This is a genomic window from Paraburkholderia aromaticivorans (assembly GCF_012689525.1).
In the GTDB taxonomy this organism is placed as follows: Bacteria; Pseudomonadota; Gammaproteobacteria; order Burkholderiales; family Burkholderiaceae; genus Paraburkholderia; species Paraburkholderia aromaticivorans_A.
Map to the genome: position 1 here is coordinate 1453532 of NZ_CP051514.1, position 17700 is coordinate 1471231.

The window sequence follows — 17700 nt, forward strand, 5'->3', positions numbered from 1 at the left end:
CCGCCATGGTGCTCGTACCGGCGCTGATCGTCAGCTGTAGTGCCGCAGGTTGATCATCGTGCAAGCGAGGGTCTTGAATGCATAGTGAACCGGGCTCAGACGCTCGAAGCGAAGCAGCAGGCGCCGGAACTTGTCATCCCAGGCGAAGACCCGCTCGATGGTCCTGAAGCGCTCCTCGAAAATGGCTGGATCGAAGCGCAGTTTGCGGCCCCGCTTCGGCGCTTTACGTCCACGCGGATTTTCGGGGATGTTGGGAATCATGTCCCGGTTGAAAATCGCCTTGTGGTTGGTCCGGCAGTCGTAGACGCCGGCTAGGCTGACCGTTGAGTCTTGCAGGTCCATGCCAATGGCGCGAGGCATGCGGTTCAGTCTGGGCAGCGCGTCACGCAGCAGCGGCGATTCGTTGCGGTTACCCGGGGCAGATGCGAATGGCGCGATCACGTTGCAGCGGCGATCGCAGAAGGCGACCACCTTGTCGCCCTTGAGGTGTTTGTGTCTGCTGTACCCCAGGTTGTCGCCCCCTTCTTCGCGGCAGTGGTCGTGCCGTCGCCGTGAATGATCGTGAGGTCGAGCAGCCCGTCCTGGTGAAGCTTGCGCACCGAGCCGGCAAAAATACTGTCGATGCAGCCGTAGGTCTGCCACCGCCGGAGTGCCGATAGATGCGCGTGCAGTGGATTTCAGGACCTACCTTCGTCATTCTTTGCGATCGGCAGCGCCTTCCACTGACAGCCCATGTACAGCAGCTGAAGGATGTAGTTGAAGATCTTGTGTAACCCCAACGTCGGTGCCGGTCCGCGCCGACCCGTGCTCAGACCCGGCAAATTGCTCGAACTGCTCAACGCTCAATTTCGTTGGAATCGCTTGCCCGCATTGACTTTCAGCCATCCGTAACATCAGCAAATCCGGACCTTAACTGATCCGGCCGCGCAGACCACTCAAATCCAGTCCTGATGCGGCTCGCAGACAAATTTAGCCGCCTCAGGAAACCCGCAACTAGTTGTGTATCGCAAACAGCTTGTAAGGTTCGTTGCCTGGCGCGAATTCACAGAACTCGCCCAAAATCCGTCGACTGGTTTCTGAACGATCGTCAAACCTTCCAGCGTTTTATCTCACGCTCGGCAAGTTGACAACGCCCTCACAGCACTCGGCGCGTACATCTTCAATCCTTACTGGCTGGCGCCTGCTGCGGCGTTCGCCTTCTTCTGCGCGTCCTGCAATTGCTGCGGATAGTTCGGGTCATTCACCCCGGGCTTGTAGCCAGCACTCTCCAGCTTCTTCAGTTCTGCCGTATTCTTCGCACGGGCCGCCTTATGTTCTGCCCGACGCTCGGCTCGGGCTTGCGCGCGAGCCTGTTTCTTCACTGCCTTGGCGTCCGAAGCAGGAGCCTGCGTGACGGTCACCGGCGCACTCGCGTAGGCTTGCGCGAAGGCTGGTACTGCAGCGCCAATCAGGACTGTAGCCGTGGCCGTGATCAGGGTGAATTTGCTGGCGGAAAAACGCATTCATTACCTCTTTTGGTTGGCGAGGGTGAGAGCGACGCAGCGTGATTCGACCCGCAAACGACGCAGCTACTTTCGTTGAGGATATTCTTCTGCAGATGGAAAGCGGGAAGAACCCTGGTCACGGCGTGATACAGCGATTCAGGGTTAATGCGGGGTTTTTAACTTGATCGGGCGTTTAGAAACGGTTTTGTCGCGATAAGGGCGAGATGACGAAGCATGCGTCGTTATGGTAAGGATTACTTATGCAGCGACGAAGTGGAAACGCTCGGCACGAGTGCATCCGTGAACGGAAGCAGGCCGGCTATATGATTACTACAAGTGTGCTTCATAGTGCCCAACGTCGCTATGTGGTTGAAAAATCTAGAGATCCCTGTTGTGCCGTTGGTAATGTGGGGTGCGCACGCCGGGCGCGGGTACGTGCGACGAACTCGGACACCGCACTGGTTTCCAGCGAATCGCGCTTGAAGATCCAGGGCCCGAGCGACAGCGGATGCTCCGCCGCGATCTCGCCGCGCTGGACTGCGAGCCTAAGCGTTTTGGGACTCACGCCGATGAGTGCCGATGCCTCGGTCAGGTTCAACCATCCTTCGGCTGCACGCCGCTCGCTCGAATAGACGGGAATTCGATGGTGACTGCGCAGCGCAGTGACGCGCTCCTGGGTCCAGAAGTTACCTCGTCCGGTTCGCAGCCCATTTCGATTGAGCATGCTGGCGATCACCAGATCCGGGCAGATGCGAACCAGCACGCGCACTGCATCGATCGCTTCAGGGGATGTCTGGGGGCGCATTGGCCGCGACGCCTGCGTGGTACACGGACCTCAGTATGGACGCCACCCTTCCAGTGAATGACGAGCACGATCTCGCTGGTTGCGTCATCGAGATCAACCACGACCTCGTGGATCAAGGTGCGCACGATGCGCTTCTTCAGGCGGGCGTCAGCCTACGGCCAGATCAACTCGAGCGCTGCGGCAAGGTCGTTGAACTCGTCGGGTTGAACAGGCGATATCTGGCCAGATGCGTGCGAGCGCTGCTCAATGCGCGATTCCAGTTCTTCCACACGCAGCAGCGCATCATTCCATCGGCGCTCCAGCTCGTCGGCAACGAGCCGGTTCGCCGGATCGGCAGTGTCATACTGTTTCTGCGCACGTTGCGCGGTGTATCGGGCTGCCTGCAGATCACGCTGCAATGCGGCAGTACTTCGTCATGCTTATGGATCTCTTCTTCGCGAGCCACGATAGCTGCCTCAATCGCTGCAGGTTGCACTACCCGCAAGACTGCCTGGGCGATTGCCGCATCCACACGTGTGCCACCGAATGCAATACAACGGGGCAGCCCCTTGTCCAGCCACGCGCGATGACAGCTGTAGCGCAAGGCGTCATGCCGGCTACCCGTGTAGTGTACCGTGAGCTTGTTCGCGCAACGCCGGCACCTCAACAGCCCCGTCACAAGTGCCTCTCCATTCTTCGGTGCGCCGGCGTGTGCGCCCATACGCACGTTGGCATGAATGGCGCCCTGGATCCGTTCGAATTCGTTCCACTCAACGTACCCGTCGTGTGCATTGGGGATGAGCGCAAGCCACTGGTCCCGTGGCTTGCGCCGATCGCGTTTGCGCGGTTCTCCAGCCTCATAGTGGACGGTACATTCGGTCTTCCCATACGCATAGGCACCGCCGTACACCGGGTTGGTCAGGATCTGGTGCACGGTCCCGTAAGACGGTCGCTTCCAGTGGACCTCACCACGCGGTGTGCATGCGGGCAACTGCAGGCCGTGCTCCAGAAACCATAGCAACGTCTGCCTTACCGAGCCAATCGCGAGGAACCGACGGAATACCGAACGGATGGCTTCCTGCACACGCAGATCCGGATCCTTCTCCAGGCGCTGATCCTCGGTCTTGCGATAACCAACCGGCGCTATGATGATAAGCTCGCCCCGTCGGGCTTTCTCGCGCCGCGCTTCCAGCGATCGCTGACGCAGAAGATCAAGTTCGTATTCGTTCAGGGTTCCCTTCAGTCCGAGCAGCTGTTAGCGGCGGCGTAAAAGCGCCACTAGATGGCGGCGCAAGGTTGAGTAAAAGCGTCAACAATAGGGAGCGGTTATGGCCCGCTGTTGTTGGGTGATGGTCGTCAGAATGGATCGTCGATGTTGCGAGGGTGGGGATTCTCGGGAGGCGCGCGCTGGTCGTGCAGCAGGTCATTGAGCGGAATCTGGTAGTGCGCGGCGATACGCTCGCGTAGATCGTCGATGAGTTCGACGACGGCGAGCGCCTGATCGGCGGACCAGTTGTCCGGGATCAGGAAGTCGAGCCCGTGAGTGTTGCCCGAAGGCAGGTGAAGGCGCTTCATGATTTCTTCTCCATGCGTGCCGCGCTGCGTTTCTTTGCGCGCTGCTCGGCCCGTTCACGTGCCTCCTTCACCCGGTAGGACTCGCCTTCGATCGCGACGACTTCGGCGCGATGCACCAGCCGGTCAACCAGCGAGACGACGCAGGCGGCGTTCGGAAACACCTCCGACCATTCTGCGAACGGCCGGTTTGTGGTGACCACGGTGCTCGCTGCGCCATACCGGCGGCTGATCAGCTCGAACAGCAGGTCGGCGTGGCGATTCGAGTAGGACAGGTATCCGACCTCGTCAATTACGAGCACGTCAGGCGTGGCATACCGGTGCAGCCGCCGGCGTAACGCTGAGTCACTGTCAAGCGCGGCGAGCTCACCGAGCATCTGGCCAGCAGTTGTGAACAGCGCCGTGTGCCCGTTGACGAGCGCCTGGTAGGCGAGGTTCAGCGCCAGGGTCGACTTGCCCACGCCGTTCGGGCCGATCAGTACGACGTTGGCGGTGTCCCTGACGAACTCGAGCGACATCAGTTCTTCGACGGCGCCCCGGTCGCAGCGCGTGGGCCAGGCCCAGTCAAAGTCGCACAGCGGCTTGAAGCTGCCCAGATGGGCGTCGCGGATGCGTCGCTCGAGCGAACGGCGGGCACGCTCGTCTTCTTCCCACTGCAGCAGCGGCGCAACCCAGCTGGCGTCAGTGAGATCCGGCCAATGCGCCAGCAGCCCGTACAGGCGCAGGGCGTTCGCGCGCTCCTGCAGGTTCTCAGGCGAGCTCATCAGTACCTCCCGTTATCTGGTCGTAGATGTCGAGCCGGTGAGGGGTCACCAGCGTGTCCTTGCTACGCACGTGCTCGGGCAGGTTCACCGCCACTGGCGGCGGTACCTGGCGCGACTCGCGCCGACGCTCCAGCGCCAGACGCACCGGATTCTGGTGAGGCGCGGCATCGCTGGCGAGCGTTTCCTCGATCGCCGCCTGCAGTTCGGCTGCACCATAACGGTCAAGCAGCCGCAGCAGGTGGGCAGTGATATTGCCGAGATTGGCGCCGCGTTCAGCCGCGCGCAGCATGAGTGTGTGACTGGCCGGCGCTGCGCGGGCGAGATGATCGAGGCCGCGATGGTGACGGGCTTCACGTTTGCGTGCAACGAGGGCGTCGATGTGCGCGGCAATCTCGATCTGCGCGCCGCGATCGTAGCTACGCACATGAGTCGCAAGCAAATCGGCGCCCTCGAGAATGCGCACCTGCCGGGGATCGGCCCGGACCGTAAGCACGCGCCGCACGTGGGTATGCGGGATCGTGTTATGCGCAAGAGAAAAACAATGGACATCAGCCTGCAGCTTGAAAATGCTGGTATCGGCAGTCTGCAGGATGTCCATTTGGTTAGCCGAAAAAGTGGACAGAACAACCGTCGGAGTGTCCATCTTTCGCCGCAGGTTTCGCATGGTCGGAAGCCCGATACAGCCGGGCGTCCGAGCATGCTGGAGCGTGTCAAGCCATCGAGCGTCAAGGGTTCGATGCGCCGGGCTGCGCCCGCCCTTGACCCGTTCAGCGGCGTCACAGGACCACGATCGAATTTGATGTGTGACTATGCCTGGGCGACCCGTAACGGGAACCTTCGCGAGCACGAGGTCGACGCAGGCGAAGCAACCCAGGCGCCCGTTTCGAGCGGGGGACGCCCGCCCCGATCTAGCGTGGCTGCAGGGGCAGGACGCTACCGCCACGCAGCGCGACCAGTTCCTTGCGCAGGCTGAACACCTGACGCAGCAGAGCGAGTTCTCGTGCCAGCGATTCGTCGAGCTGTGCCTGCAGATCCTTCGCGTCGCCCTTCGCGCGGTTCAGACGCTCGGTGAGTTCGAGCTTCGGGCGCCCGGCGTCTACGTTGGCCGCGTCGATCGCTGCGATCAGTTCGGTGAACTGCGGGCGCGACTTCTTGATGCTGCCCTTCTTGCGGGCCGCCTCGATCGCCACGGTGTCGTTGTTGATACGCGCACCCTTGCGTTTCTTCAGCCTCTCAAGGGCGGCATAGTAGTCGGTCATGGCGCCGCTCATGCTGCCTCCGGTTTGATCAGTTTCTTCTGCGCATCGAGCAGTCGTTGCAGCGTCTGCGCCTCGATACGGTATTCGACGCTCGTCTCATCGACCGCGCGCAGCTTCGCGACCGTAACCTGCTGCGCCTTTATCACGCGCTGAAGCTTCGACGGCACGACGACGAGATTACGGCAGTTCGATTCAAGGCAATCCAGACGCATCCAGTCGAGTGGCGTTGACTTGCACGGCTCGACGCTGACGCAGCCGCCCAATACCGTCTCGCGGTACGCCAGCTCGCCCTTCCCGAACATCCTCACCGTCTGCTCGCGTGAGTAAACCGATACAGGCGAGGATTGCACGGCACGGCTCTGCGTCCACGCTGCGTGCCCGCCGAACAGCCGCTCGTCAGAGAACAGCACCTGCTCGGCGTATGCAAGGTACGCGGACAGGTGTTGCGCCTCCGCCCATTCCTTCGCGAAGTGGGTCCTGTCGGTGTCGATGAAGCCCTTCGCGAACGCCGAGCCGCGGGCGTAGTACCTGCTCATCTCTTGAGTGATGTGCTGCAGCTGACGCTTGAGCGTCGGTAGCGTCACGAGGCCGCTCCGATGGGCGTAGAGGGCCAGGGTCCTGCGAAGCTGATGGCGCGTGAACGGCCACTGCTGCCCGAGCACGTACTTCGGCTCGTCTTCCCACGCGCGGTGCATGTCGACGCGCTTCAGTTCAGCGATATCCTCGACCGTGATCGTCGGAAAGACGCGCTCACGAAAGGCTTCGATGTCGTAATGTACGGTACTCGCTGCCCGGTTTGCTACGTACCCCAAACGCAGACCCATCCGGCAGAACAGCAGGTACGAACCGTCCGTCGATTCGGCGTAGCCTTGCGCGCTGTGCGCACGGTGTGCCTCGCCCGACAACCGTTGCGCGAGCCTGACGGCACGGGCAGCGAGCGGGCTGGTGACCCAGCATGCGCGCTTGGGTCGGCCGCCCGACAGCTTGGTCGTGACGCCCTCGATGGTGTAGTGCGTCACACCATCCAGCCGGGTCTCACTCAGACAGTTGTACGGCAGGTTCTCTGCTTCTCCCGCACGCATGCCCGTGAACGACAGGATGACAAGCTGGCATAGTGCGCCGATCGACGCTACAAGAAACGACGCAACGTAAGGGGAGTCCTTGCACCCGAAGTGCGCAGCAACCCTTACCAGTGCCGCACAGACGTCCGGCCTCTCACCAGAGTACCTGCGTGCGAGGTAGTCTGACAGCATGTCAGCGACGGCCTCTGCGATGCTGAGGTCATGCTCACAGGCCGACAGGAAGTGCTGGTAGATCCGCGTCGGGATGACAGGGTTGTGAGTTTCCAGCACGCTGCGCGAAGCGTTCGAGCAGAGGCTTGTGCAGTTGGGGCAGTGGTACGCGCAGCCCTGTGGTCCGGACGCCCAGACTATGAAGCTTTACCAGAATCGAATGAAGAATCTGGGCCTTCATCTCCATCCCGGTTTGCGCCGCATAGTCCAGAACAACAGCGACAGTGGACAGGCCCTCGTAGAGCGTAAGCTGACGTGAGGCGGCAAAGAACGTGAACGCCCTCAGGTGATTTGAACGAGCGTGTAGCGTACCGGACGCCGGTACCGTATCGGTCACTTCGTGCATCAGAAAGTACATCACCTGCTTCCACTGACGCGTAGTCGCCTCTGAAAGGATGCGACTCACGCCGTCAGGCAGGTGCCCCCTGAAATGGACGTGGGTGCGACGCAGTCCGATCGTATATGCCTGGATGTCCCAGGCGTCGCTACCAAACAGCGAAACAGCGTTCCCGGCCTTGTCGTGCGTGACCACCGTATCGTCTTCGACCCGATACCAGTCGGGACGCTCAGCGATCGGCGCGAATAGCGTGTTGTTCATGCCACTCCCAATTCGTAAAGCTGGTCGAGCTTCGCCGACCAGAAAGCGTCAAGATTGCCTTCGATATCAACGTGCTGCTCGATCTGATCGAACAGCGCGGCGTCGCGCTTACGCAGTTCATCCAGCAGGAAATCAACGCGGCGCAGCACCGCGCCGAACGAGCTGTCGTACTGCTCGATCGAGTCAGCGCGTCCGCTCGCGAGCCTGACGCAGTGACGGCAGCTCAGCAGCTTGCGGATGTCGGTGGCGTCGGCGTGCACGCGATACTGGTCGCAGAAGAGACATCCTTCGGTCGAGCGGCAGTCAGGCTGTACGCTGATCAGGTCCGCGACCGGTGCGGGCTTATGGAACCCGATGCAGACGCCCACCGCGCTCCTGATGCTGCCCGCCGGGTCGTCGCCGGGCTTCAGCACGGTCTTCTCGACCGAAGCGAGGAACGCGCCCATCTCAGCCTTGTGCGCGGCATCCGTACCGTTCGAGTACGAGCGGAGCGCCGTTTCCACCGAGTGCCCCATCAGCCTGGCGGCGACGACAGGGCCGTGGTTGCTCACCGCCCAATCCTGTTTCGCCGCACGCCATTGGCGTGCGGTAATGCGCGACAGCACGATCCCGAGCGTGTCGAGTCGAGCATAAAGCTGAATCAGAAACTGGGGTGAGAGACACACTAGCTGTCGTCGCTGTGAAGAACACCCGACTGCCATGAACAACGCGTCGCAGTCTGCGTCCTGCACCAGATACTCGCGCAATGCCAGATACGCCTTGAGCTTCGGCATGAAGCCCAGCGAGACGGTGAATGTAACGTTCCTCCCGCCTGCACGGTACTTGACCTCACGAAACTTCTGACGTGCAACCGATGTACCCTGCAGGCTCGCGGCAAGCTCCGGGCTCCACTTCATGGCCAGCAGTTGTGCGCGGTTGACGCCCGTTTCGGCCAGAAACAGCGTTGCAAAGCAAAGGACCGCCATCGAAGCGTGTGAGCGACGGATCGATGACTGTGCGTCCTTGTTCGCCGCCGCAAGATGTTTAGCCGCACGCGTGGCGATGTCCCCCGAACGCTTAAAAGGGTTTTTAGCGCCAGCCTCAGCCATGTGCATCGTGAGTTCTTCCCGGGTGCGCGGCTCTCCCGTTTCCAGATTCCAGCCAGCCAGGCTGTGCGAGCCGTCGCCTTCGCGACGATGGTGTCTGTAGGGAACAAGGCAAAGACTCTCACCTCGCGCCGTGGTCACGCGCACCGGGTACGGCTCGAAGTCGAGCACCAGCGTGCTGATGCTGCTAAAGAGCGCGTCAGCCCACGCGAGCAGGGCGGCTTGTGCACCGGCGTCAGGCACAGCCGTCGGCACAGAAGCATCCAGTTGATGGCGTAGCACCCTCTCATCGGCGCAGAAGTCGTCGTTTCGGAATAACTCACGTAGCATCGACAACAGATAACGCTGCTTGGTGCCGACGGAATTGCGCTTCAGGTTGCCCAGCGAAACCTGTTCGCGCTTCTCACGGAAGTAGCGGTGAACGGCCTCCGCCGTAACCTTCTCGTCACAAAGCGTCTGATGCAAGCCCTGCCTGTCGGCCCAGTTGACGAACTCAAGCACGACGCGCGAATACAGGGAGATCGTCTCCGGGCGCCTCGTGCCAGAGGCCATACGCCCGGAAAGCTGGGTCACCAGCAGACGTACGATCCTGGCGCGTTCGCTGCTGAAGCTTATGTGGTCGAAAGTGTGTCGCGTGCGCTGCGGGCTCGACGTGTCACGCGTCAGATAGCAGATCTGACCGATATCGGAACGTTTGCTGACGCCTTCCCACCTGAGCAGCGCCCGCTCCGGGTGCAGGAGCGTTGTGCCCCCCGCGAGCGGCATGCGCACTTCCTCGTACTGGCGGCTCATGCTGCCACCGCAGTGTCGAGGGTGCGCGTGACCAGCGTCGACAGGTGCGTGCCCCAGCCATCCTGCACCGCGTCGAACAACTTGCGATTCTCGCGGTAAGCGACGTAGCGCTCGGTCGTAGACGGCTGTACGTGCCACATCAACTGCCGCAACTGATCGAGCGCCCGGGTGTACTTCGTCTCGCTCGCCGTCATCGCATCGACCATGTTCAGCCCGAAGGTCGCGCGCAGGTCGTGGAAGCTGAACTCGTACCTGGGGTTATCGAGCCGCACGCGCATCATGGGTAAAAGTTCGTCCCTGATGAACTGGCGTACGGCCTGTCCAGTCTTGAGGTGACGGCGTACGCGCGGGCCATTGCTCACCGGGGCGCGCGACGCGCGATCCTCGTAGAGCGACGCACCTCGATGGCTCAGAAAGAGCATCTGGTCGGGATGATCGCCGCCGTCAACACCGTCGGCCAGTTGGCGACGCTTGCGAGCCCGATCGCTGTGCACATAGATGTAGAGCCGCTCGTAGAAACCGCGCGGCAGGTGCAACACGCCCTTGACATCGCCCTTCGTGTCGATGCCCGTACCCGGCCCGCAGGCGAGCCGGATGTCGTCGCCCTGAAACTCGCCCGGCTTGCGCATTGCGTGTTTCGCGCGCACGGTCAGTACAGTCTGGATGCGAGCGCCCGTCAACAGCGCGAACAGATGAATGAGCGTCATCTCGGTGTTGTCGAGAGCGGCTAACGATTCAAGTAGCACCGACTGCTCGGAAGATGGGAGCGGGCGCAAGCGACCGCCGTCCTGAATGTGATCGTCCCACGGGTCTTCGGCGCGCCGACCGCTGATTGACAGGTCGGTGGTCTTGACCTCGATCGCGCTGCTGAAGCCCTTCTGGTCCCTGAACTCGATGAAACGGCCAGATTCGACCCACGGCGCGTTCGCGGGCCTGAAGCCTGCCTCGCTCATGAGCCAGCGATAGAAGCGCACCACGGCGCCCATACGACGCCTGGCGACGCCCGCAGACAGTTCGCCTGCCTGCACGGCCAGCCTGATCGAGGCGCTGTAGCGGTAGGTTGGACGTTGCCGCTTGTTGGCGGGGAACGTCAGCCAGTCGACGCCCTCGTCATCCAGATAACGACGGAATGCCACCAGGTCGTCTGCGATGCTGGCGAACGTGAGCATGTTGGGCGACGACTTCGACTCCATCATATCGATGAGCCAGAGGTTCGCCTCAGCCCACGGCGCGCCGTCAGCGAGCCGGACAACAGGGAAGAGAGGGAAGGTGCCTGCGATCCACTGCGCGCGGGCGTCGCGCCGCCTGCCGGTGTCGGGGTCCGCGAGCGGGACCGTGTGATAGATGGTGCCGCCCTCGGGGGTGGTGATACTGACCGGCGTCGCGCCGGGAGTGTCGCGGTCAACGACCTCGGTCAGCGGCAGTTGCCGGATGGTCGTGCGTCTTGCTGTCATCGTGCAGATCCTCTGCTGTGTTTGTGCGGGTGTCCGCTTTAACACAGGCTGCGAGTATCAGAAAATCGTTACTGACTTGCGCATATCGTGTAGTCATTCAGGTCGAAGCGTACATACGGCTGCTTGCCGACCTTCACGGCCAGTTGCAGTTCGCAGGGGTACGGATTCTCCGGTAACGTAAGCAGGCTGGGCTGCTCGCGGGCGAAGGCTTCGCGCACCGTGATCGTGGGCTCTTCCCGGCAGGGACGATCGGCCGCCATGCCCGCGCACCATTGCGCGGCCTGGATGTTCAGATCGTCGAGATCGGCGAACTTGCGCGCGGCAAAGAAACTCTCGCGTACATATCTGATAGCTCTTTCGACGCGTCCCTTCTCGTTTCCTCTGGCCACTGCCACGGGACGGGGCTCGAAGCGATGATGAGCGGCGAACGCCAGAAGCGTCGGGTTGAAGCGGATCGCATCACCCTGACGCTCGAGCACAGCGCTCCTGAGATTGTCGTAGAGGAGGATCCTTGGCAATCCCGACCACGCCGCAAACGCGCCGGCGTGGCCCGCCAGGAAGCTGTCCATGCGGGCATCGAGGAAGAAGCGCAGATAGATCTGCCGCGACCACGACAGGACCATGACGAAGGCCATCAGCGGCCGGCGCGCACGCCCGATCTGCAGGTGATCGAAATGGGCCCAGTCAACCTGGCCTTGCTCTCCGGGCAAGGTGCGCAGCCGCAGATAAGCCTCTGGTGCAGGACGCGGGCGGTGTAACGCGATCAGATGCCGGAAATGATGAAGGTTGCCACGGTAGCCGCGCTCGGTGACCATCGCGTACAGCCGGCTGGCCGTGAGCGACGGAAACCTCTTGAGCGTGTCATGGATAAACGGCAGGTAGGCATCGATCTGCGAAGGTCTGAGCATCCCGCCGACGCGGGGCAGACCGGCCTGCGCCAGCACGCGCTGGACCGTGCCACGGTGCACGTGCAACTGCCGTGCGATGGTGCCGCAGCGCCACTTCTCGACGTGGTAGTAGCGCAGGATTTGCGCCTCGAGTTCAACTCCAATGGTCATGGGTCACTTCCTGTGTAGTAGGTAGTAGTACGAACATCACGGAAGACCCGACGGCGTAGTGGCCCGAGGCGCACGAAGTCCGGACAGACGCAGTGGCAGAAATGGCAACGCTCAGGCACAACTGGGGCGGTGGCGGACACCGCCGCTGTTGCCGCCGACGTCGTCGAAGTCGTTGCCAGTAGAGCATCGGCGGCAGGTACAGCGGAACCCTGATGCGTCACTTTATTCTGGCGGCTGCGATAGCGGCGCATCCGTTCGGCATGCGCGAAGCGGCCGTGACGACTTCGCTGATAGCGCTGGCCGGCCACGCGCATGCTGGCCTGACGGGCGAGCTCAGAACAGTCACCGTCGCAGTAGATCTGGCCGCGGTCGCAACGGCGGCAAACGATGACCTGCGCCCGGCAGCGGGCGCACACAAACAGGCGGCCGGTGGCCGGCATCGGCAATCCCCGTCAATGCCGAAACGCTATCGACGGGACTAATGGACCGTGCCATACTGGACCGGCACCCGTGCCCCATGCGCGTGTGGGGCTCGACATCGGAGTGAACTTGGCGGTTTGAGCCGGTGTCGGGCCTGTTTCTTCGGCGGTATCCCTTCTTCTACCGCATCTCGACCTGAGCGTCACCACTTCCTGAAACGAGCCGCGTCGGGTGCGTCTGCACTCGCCCTACGGGCTCCTTCCGACGCACCCGGTACCGCTTCCTGCTCTTCGCGCCAACCATTCCCAAACCGCTCAGCAGAGCTGGACCATTCCGTATCTCTGATTGACGCCGCCGTTTAGTGTCGGTTTCTCACAGCCGTTCACAGCTGCAAGCGGTCATTGCTTAACCGCGGGGCATATACGGTCTCCTGATCGATCAGCACAGTGTCGACTACGCGGCAAACCTCAACCAGTTGCTGCCACTCGCGACTGTTGCGTGCGAATCTTGATACTTCGCGGGCAGCCACTGCACCAACACGCCCGAGACAGACCTCAGCCACCATGCGTTCGAAACCTGTGCGCGTCCGCGTTCCGGCGGCAGAACAGCCCAGATCCTCATCGATCACTTCGACTTCCTTCCAGCCCAACTGGCGCAGACGATCCTGCATCGCGTACTGCAGTTTCTGGCTCTCCAGATTGTGGCTGACCTGGTAGGCGGAGGACTGGCGAACGTACAGTACGGCCTTGCGAGCCAGATGTTGAACTCGAATCTTGTCACTCATCGCACACCTCCTGTTCGCGTGCTGCGACGTGCAGTTCGCGTCGGTGTTGCCGCAGCAGTTGCACCAGCAGGCGAAGTGTCTGCTGCCGCACGTCCACCGGCAGATGTGCCCACACGGGCGTCTCTGGGCAAGGCTGAAACAGATCGGGCTGATCGCCCGGATGGGTGCTCGGAACGCGTCGCATCGGCTCCTCCTGTACAGGACAAAGGACGGTGCTCGGCTTGTACCACATTGAGTTGTGAGGCGAGAGATTCATCGGTCAACAGGCGCTTCAGTTCGCGCAGCGCGCCGCAGTCAACGATTGGCACTGTTGATAATCTAGCCTGATAGCAGACAACTGGATCAAACATCCACTGCGGCATCTCCGATACGCTCGCTGTCTCGAGTGGCTCAAGGGCACATCGCAGAATGTTCTCGCCATTCTTCTCGACAACGTTGAAGATCCAGGCCATTCGACCGAACCACGGGTGCCAGCGATAGAGAACCTCTCGTGACTCGGTAATGTGGGTGTTGTGTTTGCGGCTTGTAGAACCGACAAAGGCGGCACACCTGCGCACTTGGCTTACATTCTGCAGGTCGAAGAGACAATTTGGCGTGAATTTCGTTGCGAGTCGGGCGGGCGAAATGCGCGGTCCGCCCGCCGGGTAGCCTGAGCGACTGCCTCTGCAAATCCGTGTGCGGGATAAGACAGCATCAAAAGGCTTTGGCTATTTAGTATTCCTCTTCTAATATATCGGAAGAATTTCAGGCCCGCAAAAACTTTCTCCGCCCAAGGCTCGCTTCATCCTGCACAGCGGGCGACTGGGACCTTTACCCCTTGTCAATCACTTCATCGATTGCATCGGCCTGGCGTCCTTGTTCGATCGGCACGTTCCCTCAGACGCGCGCTGTGCGCTCCCTCACGCCCAAGCCCTTGGCGTGCTGCTGCGCTCGATCATCGTCGAGCGTGAGCCGGTTTACCGCCAGCAGGAGACGGTCCACGACTTTGCGGGCGGGATGTTTGGCATCGCTTCTGGGCAGATGGATCACCTCAGCGATGATCGGCTTGGCCGGGCGCTGGATCACTTGTTTGACGCCGACCGCGCGGCCTTGCTCACCGAGGTGGCGCTGGCCGTTGCAGAGCGCTTCGGCGTGAACTTCGACGAGTGTCACAACGACAGTACGACTATCAGCTTCTATGGCAGCTATCGCGGTGCCTCAGGCCGCAAGATCCGCGGACGCACGACTCCGATGATCACCTATGGTCACTCGAAGTCGCACAGACCCGATATGAAGCAGCTGCTGTTCATCCTCACCATGACCGCCGACGGCAACATTCCCGTCGCGTTCCGCTGTACCGACGGCAACACGAGCGACTCGCGCACCCACATCGATACCGGGAATACGCTGCCCGCCCTGGCCGGCCGAAGCGACTTCCTGTATGTGGCCGACTCAAAGCTTTGCTCGCGGGAAAACATGGACCATGTCGATCGCGCGGGCGGACAGTTCGTCACCGTGTTGCCCGCAATCGCCTGGAAGACGCCGAGTTCCGCCAGTGGATCCAGTCCAACACCCCTGACTGGACCTGTGTGTGGGACCGGCCCAATTCACGTCACAGCGACGGGCCGCGCGACTGCTGGTATGTCTTTCGCGCGTCGCTGCTGTCGGCCGAAGCCTGGCCCGTAGTATGGGTGTGGAGTCCGTTGCTGACCCTGCGCCGGGAGGCCCGGCGACGCAGGAACATCGCCGCGGCCATTGAAGAGTTCAAAGTTACGCGCGCGGCTGGCCGGCACGAAGACGCGGCTGCGTGGCGCTGCCGAGATTGACCTGCAAATCAAGGTGATTCTCGAGAAGCACCACGTCGCCCGTTATCTGAACGTCCGGCGTACCGTGCGTGAAGAACACGAGTACAGGCAGACGCGCCGGGGTCGCCCGGCCCGAGACCGCTTACCGCAAGATCACCAGCCGGCGCTTTGACATCGAGTGGACGACCGACGAACAGGCCATCGCTTGCGATCACAACAGCGATGCCATGTATCCCCTGGTCACAAACGATCGTAGTCTGTCACCGGCTCAGATGCTGGAAGCCCACAAGGGTCAGCCGATGACCGAGAAGCGCTTCGAACAGGTCAAGACGTACATGAGATCGCACCAGTGTTTCTGAAGGATGAGGGCCGCATCGAGGCTTTCTTCACCAATGTGCGCGTGAAGCACCGTCCTTCAGGGCGGTGGGGTAGAGCGCGGGACTTGCCTTTTCGTATTGATCTGGTACTGTATATCCGTACAGCCAAACCGGAATGAGTCGACCCGTGACACGTTGCAAGGATCCAGTTCGAGTTCTGCGCATAAGAATCAAGGACAGGCATGCTTCGTCGCTTGCCGGGATGGCGCGGGCTGTGAACTTCGTCTGGAACTATTGCAATGACCTGTCGCTCCAGATCTTTCGCCGCGAGCGGCGCTTTGCCTCTGGCATTGAGCTCCAGCGTTATCTGAACGGGGCCTCGAAAGAAGGCCTGGCGGTTGGCTCGGCCGTGTTTCAGCAGATCGCCGAAGAGTACGCGACGCGCCGCAAACAGCACCGCAAGGTAAAGCTTCGATGGCGTCGCCCGGCCGGCGCGCGACGCTCGCTGGGATGGATTCCATTCAAAGCCCGCTCGGTTGTATAGCGCCATGGTCAGGCCCACTTTCAGGGCCTGCATGTTGGCGTCTGGGACAGCTATGGCCTGGCCGGCTATGAGTTCGGCGCCGGTTGCATCTCCGAGGACAGCCGCGGCCGCTGGTATCTGAACGTGACGGTCAAGGTGAAGTCTGCCCGGCCCAATGAAGCCAACCCGGATCTGGGAATCGACCTCGGGCTCAAGACCTTTGCCGGCTTCTCGGACGAACGTCTTCCCAATGTCGACGCGCAGCGCTTCTACCGCGACCTCGAACCCGCGCTCGCCACTGCCCAGCGAGCACGCAGGAAGAGCCGGGTGAAGGCGATCCACGCCCGGATCGCGAACCGCAGGAAGGACTTTCTGCATCAACCCAGCAGCCGGCTCGCTCGCGAGTACGGTGCAATCTTTGTCGGCAACGTGAATGCTTCGGCCCTCGCGAAAGGACAGCACAGCAAGTCTGTGCTCGACGCGGGCTGGTCGACGTTCCGGACCATGCTTCGGTACAAGTGCGATGACGCAGGCGTATGGTTCGATGAGGTCGATGAAGCGTTTTCTACCCAGACCTGTTCGTGCTGCGCGAGCCGCACGGGGCCGAAAGGTGTCGCAGGTCTTGGAATAAGAGAGTGGAAATGCATCCATTGTGAAACGACACATGATCGTGATCGCAATGCTGCCCGCAACATTCTCGCGGTCGGACGTGACCGCCTCGCAGGAGGAATCCCCGCCCTTTCCGCGCGAGCGGCAGTCGGTCACGACTGAGGGCGGGGAGGACGTCAAGCTGTACTTCCTCGCTCTGCTTGTGCAGGCGCTCATTGAACGCGAGCTGCCCCTTGCCATGAAGCGCGAGAATCTCGACGAACTGGCTCTTTATCCCGAGCAGCGTCAGTGCGCACGCCCCACGACCGAACAGATCATGCGCCTGTTCAGCCTCGCCCAACGTCACCGGCTGATCGAGGGTGCACACACCGTGCAGGTCTTCGACGTTCCCCTCACGGAATTGCAGCGTCAGCTGCTCAGGCTACTCGGCGTCCCGGAAGACGCCTTTCGGCCGCCGGACTACCGATGAAATTCGCGCCAAATTGGGTCCCCGACGTGCGGAATGTAAGACTTAGGGTTCTGAAGGCAACAGATTTGCGCAAAATATCCCGCTGGCTTGGCCATACGCACATGCAAACGACGGAGATGTACACCCGGGCCGACCCGTCAGTGAGACTGGAAGTCCTTGAATCGGTCGCTCCGCCCAAACTGCGATCCGGACGATTCAAGGCGACAGATGCATTGATCGCCTCGTTGACGCCTACCATTATGCGGAGAGACGGACGTCAGATCTGACGTATGCGCGGGCCTCGGAGAAAGAGCCTCCGCGTAAAAATGGGCCCTCCATTGAATCTCGATCTCAGCGAATGGGGAGACGCATTCCCCGACAACCGCGTCCGCGGCACCGCCGCCCTCGACCGGCTACGCCACGGCGCCTATCGCATCGCCATTGAGGGCGAGAGCCTGATAAAAGGCAGCGGCAAGAGAACCGCCACATGAGCCACTTGGTAAGCGCTGTCGTGCGGCACACGGAGCGAATAGTTGACGCGGTCGCGGATCTCCCTCAAGGCGCCGCGCCGATCGCGAGACATTCAATCCAACGGCCCGGGCAAGTCAGCGGGGCAAGAGCCAGTTTGTGATCTGGTCGAGGTCGGCCTTGCCGCATTCGCCGGCAAACCGCC

The 17700-nt window shown here is 61.6% G+C and carries 22 protein-coding genes and 1 pseudogene; 8 read left to right on the plus strand and 15 right to left on the minus strand.

Annotation, left to right across the window (positions count from 1 at the left end):
• Positions 1-30 precede the first annotated feature (30 nt).
• The gene (locus HF916_RS50605) at positions 31-471 is read right to left on the minus strand and encodes a hypothetical protein (RefSeq protein WP_240975148.1); all 441 of its coding nucleotides are present in this window, start codon (positions 469-471) and stop codon (positions 31-33) included.
• 531 nt (positions 472-1002) lie between these two features.
• Between HF916_RS50605 and HF916_RS51965 the strand changes: the two are divergent.
• Positions 1003-1080, plus strand: a pseudogene (locus HF916_RS51965) (IS6 family transposase); the annotation flags it as partial.
• A gap of 86 nt (positions 1081-1166) precedes the next feature.
• On the opposite strand, the gene HF916_RS06860 reads toward HF916_RS51965, so the two are convergent.
• The 12 genes from HF916_RS06860 to istA all read right to left on the minus strand — a co-directional run bounded on the left by HF916_RS06860 (position 1167) and on the right by istA (position 12142).
• On the minus strand, positions 1167-1502 hold the full coding sequence (locus HF916_RS06860) for a DUF4148 domain-containing protein (RefSeq protein WP_168788266.1): 336 nt from the start codon (positions 1500-1502) through the stop codon (positions 1167-1169).
• Between the two features lie 343 nt (positions 1503-1845).
• Positions 1846-2289 carry a helix-turn-helix domain-containing protein gene (locus tag HF916_RS06865; protein WP_206001703.1) on the minus strand — a complete coding sequence of 148 codons (444 nt, stop codon included), beginning with the start codon at positions 2287-2289 and terminating at the stop codon, positions 1846-1848.
• Positions 2290-2452: 163 nt separating this feature from the next.
• Positions 2453-3352: a recombinase family protein gene (locus tag HF916_RS06870; protein WP_168788267.1), complete on the minus strand. Its 900-nt coding sequence runs from the start codon at positions 3350-3352 to the stop codon at positions 2453-2455.
• 272 nt (positions 3353-3624) lie between these two features.
• Entirely contained in the window at positions 3625-3843 is a 219-nt protein-coding gene (locus HF916_RS06875; protein WP_168788268.1) for a hypothetical protein, read from the minus strand.
• Entirely contained in the window at positions 3840-4604 is a 765-nt protein-coding gene (gene istB, locus HF916_RS06880; RefSeq protein WP_168788269.1) for an IS21-like element helper ATPase IstB, read from the minus strand. The genes HF916_RS06875 and istB overlap by 4 nt, the downstream gene beginning before the upstream one ends.
• Complete coding sequence (locus HF916_RS06885) at positions 4591-5202, minus strand: Mu transposase domain-containing protein (protein WP_240975149.1); 612 nt, start codon at positions 5200-5202, stop codon at positions 4591-4593. The genes istB and HF916_RS06885 overlap by 14 nt, the downstream gene beginning before the upstream one ends.
• Positions 5203-5512: 310 nt before the next feature.
• Entirely contained in the window at positions 5513-5863 is a 351-nt protein-coding gene (locus HF916_RS06890; protein ID WP_240975150.1) for a hypothetical protein, read from the minus strand.
• A gap of 8 nt (positions 5864-5871) precedes the next feature.
• Positions 5872-7215, minus strand: a complete 1344-nt coding sequence (locus tag HF916_RS06895; protein WP_240975151.1) for an integrase — start codon at positions 7213-7215, stop codon at positions 5872-5874.
• Positions 7151-7753, minus strand: coding sequence for a hypothetical protein (locus tag HF916_RS50610; protein ID WP_240975152.1), 603 nt, complete (start codon positions 7751-7753; stop codon positions 7151-7153). The genes HF916_RS06895 and HF916_RS50610 overlap by 65 nt, the downstream gene beginning before the upstream one ends.
• The gene (locus HF916_RS06900) at positions 7750-9630 is read right to left on the minus strand and encodes an integrase (protein ID WP_168788271.1); all 1881 of its coding nucleotides are present in this window, start codon (positions 9628-9630) and stop codon (positions 7750-7752) included. The genes HF916_RS50610 and HF916_RS06900 overlap by 4 nt, the downstream gene beginning before the upstream one ends.
• On the minus strand, positions 9627-11084 hold the full coding sequence (locus HF916_RS06905; RefSeq protein ID WP_168788272.1) for a site-specific integrase: 1458 nt from the start codon (positions 11082-11084) through the stop codon (positions 9627-9629). The genes HF916_RS06900 and HF916_RS06905 overlap by 4 nt, the downstream gene beginning before the upstream one ends.
• A gap of 68 nt (positions 11085-11152) precedes the next feature.
• Entirely contained in the window at positions 11153-12142 is a 990-nt protein-coding gene (istA, locus tag HF916_RS06910; RefSeq protein WP_168788273.1) for an IS21 family transposase, read from the minus strand.
• A gap of 212 nt (positions 12143-12354) precedes the next feature.
• On the opposite strand from istA, the gene HF916_RS06915 reads away from it, so the two are divergent.
• Complete coding sequence (locus tag HF916_RS06915) at positions 12355-12624, plus strand: hypothetical protein (protein WP_168788274.1); 270 nt, start codon at positions 12355-12357, stop codon at positions 12622-12624.
• A 320-nt stretch (positions 12625-12944) separates the two neighbouring features.
• Here HF916_RS06915 and HF916_RS06920 read toward each other — a convergent pair whose 3' ends face one another.
• Entirely contained in the window at positions 12945-13346 is a 402-nt protein-coding gene (locus HF916_RS06920) for a recombinase family protein (RefSeq protein WP_240975153.1), read from the minus strand.
• Positions 13339-13530 (minus strand): hypothetical protein, encoded by a 192-nt coding sequence (locus HF916_RS06925; protein WP_168788275.1) that lies wholly within the window; start codon positions 13528-13530, stop codon positions 13339-13341. Before HF916_RS06925 ends, HF916_RS06920 begins: the two co-directional genes overlap by 8 nt.
• Positions 13531-14147: 617 nt before the next feature.
• Here HF916_RS06925 and HF916_RS06930 point away from each other — a divergent pair.
• The 6 genes from HF916_RS06930 (at position 14148) to HF916_RS06950 (ending at position 17518) form a co-directional block, all read left to right on the plus strand.
• Positions 14148-15011 carry an IS1634 family transposase gene (locus tag HF916_RS06930; RefSeq protein ID WP_277352277.1) on the plus strand — a complete coding sequence of 288 codons (864 nt, stop codon included), beginning with the start codon at positions 14148-14150 and terminating at the stop codon, positions 15009-15011.
• Between the two features lie 208 nt (positions 15012-15219).
• Positions 15220-15489 (plus strand): hypothetical protein, encoded by a 270-nt coding sequence (locus tag HF916_RS06935; RefSeq protein ID WP_168788277.1) that lies wholly within the window; start codon positions 15220-15222, stop codon positions 15487-15489.
• Between the two features lie 232 nt (positions 15490-15721).
• Entirely contained in the window at positions 15722-15991 is a 270-nt protein-coding gene (locus HF916_RS50615) for a hypothetical protein (RefSeq protein ID WP_240975156.1), read from the plus strand.
• A gap of 123 nt (positions 15992-16114) precedes the next feature.
• On the plus strand, positions 16115-16741 hold the full coding sequence (locus HF916_RS50620; RefSeq protein ID WP_240975157.1) for an RNA-guided endonuclease InsQ/TnpB family protein: 627 nt from the start codon (positions 16115-16117) through the stop codon (positions 16739-16741).
• Positions 16680-17048, plus strand: a complete 369-nt coding sequence (locus HF916_RS06945; protein WP_168788278.1) for a hypothetical protein — start codon at positions 16680-16682, stop codon at positions 17046-17048. Before HF916_RS50620 ends, HF916_RS06945 begins: the two co-directional genes overlap by 62 nt.
• 317 nt (positions 17049-17365) lie before the next feature.
• On the plus strand, positions 17366-17518 hold the full coding sequence (locus HF916_RS06950) for a hypothetical protein (protein WP_168787330.1): 153 nt from the start codon (positions 17366-17368) through the stop codon (positions 17516-17518).
• The last annotated feature ends 182 nt before the right edge of the window (positions 17519-17700 follow it).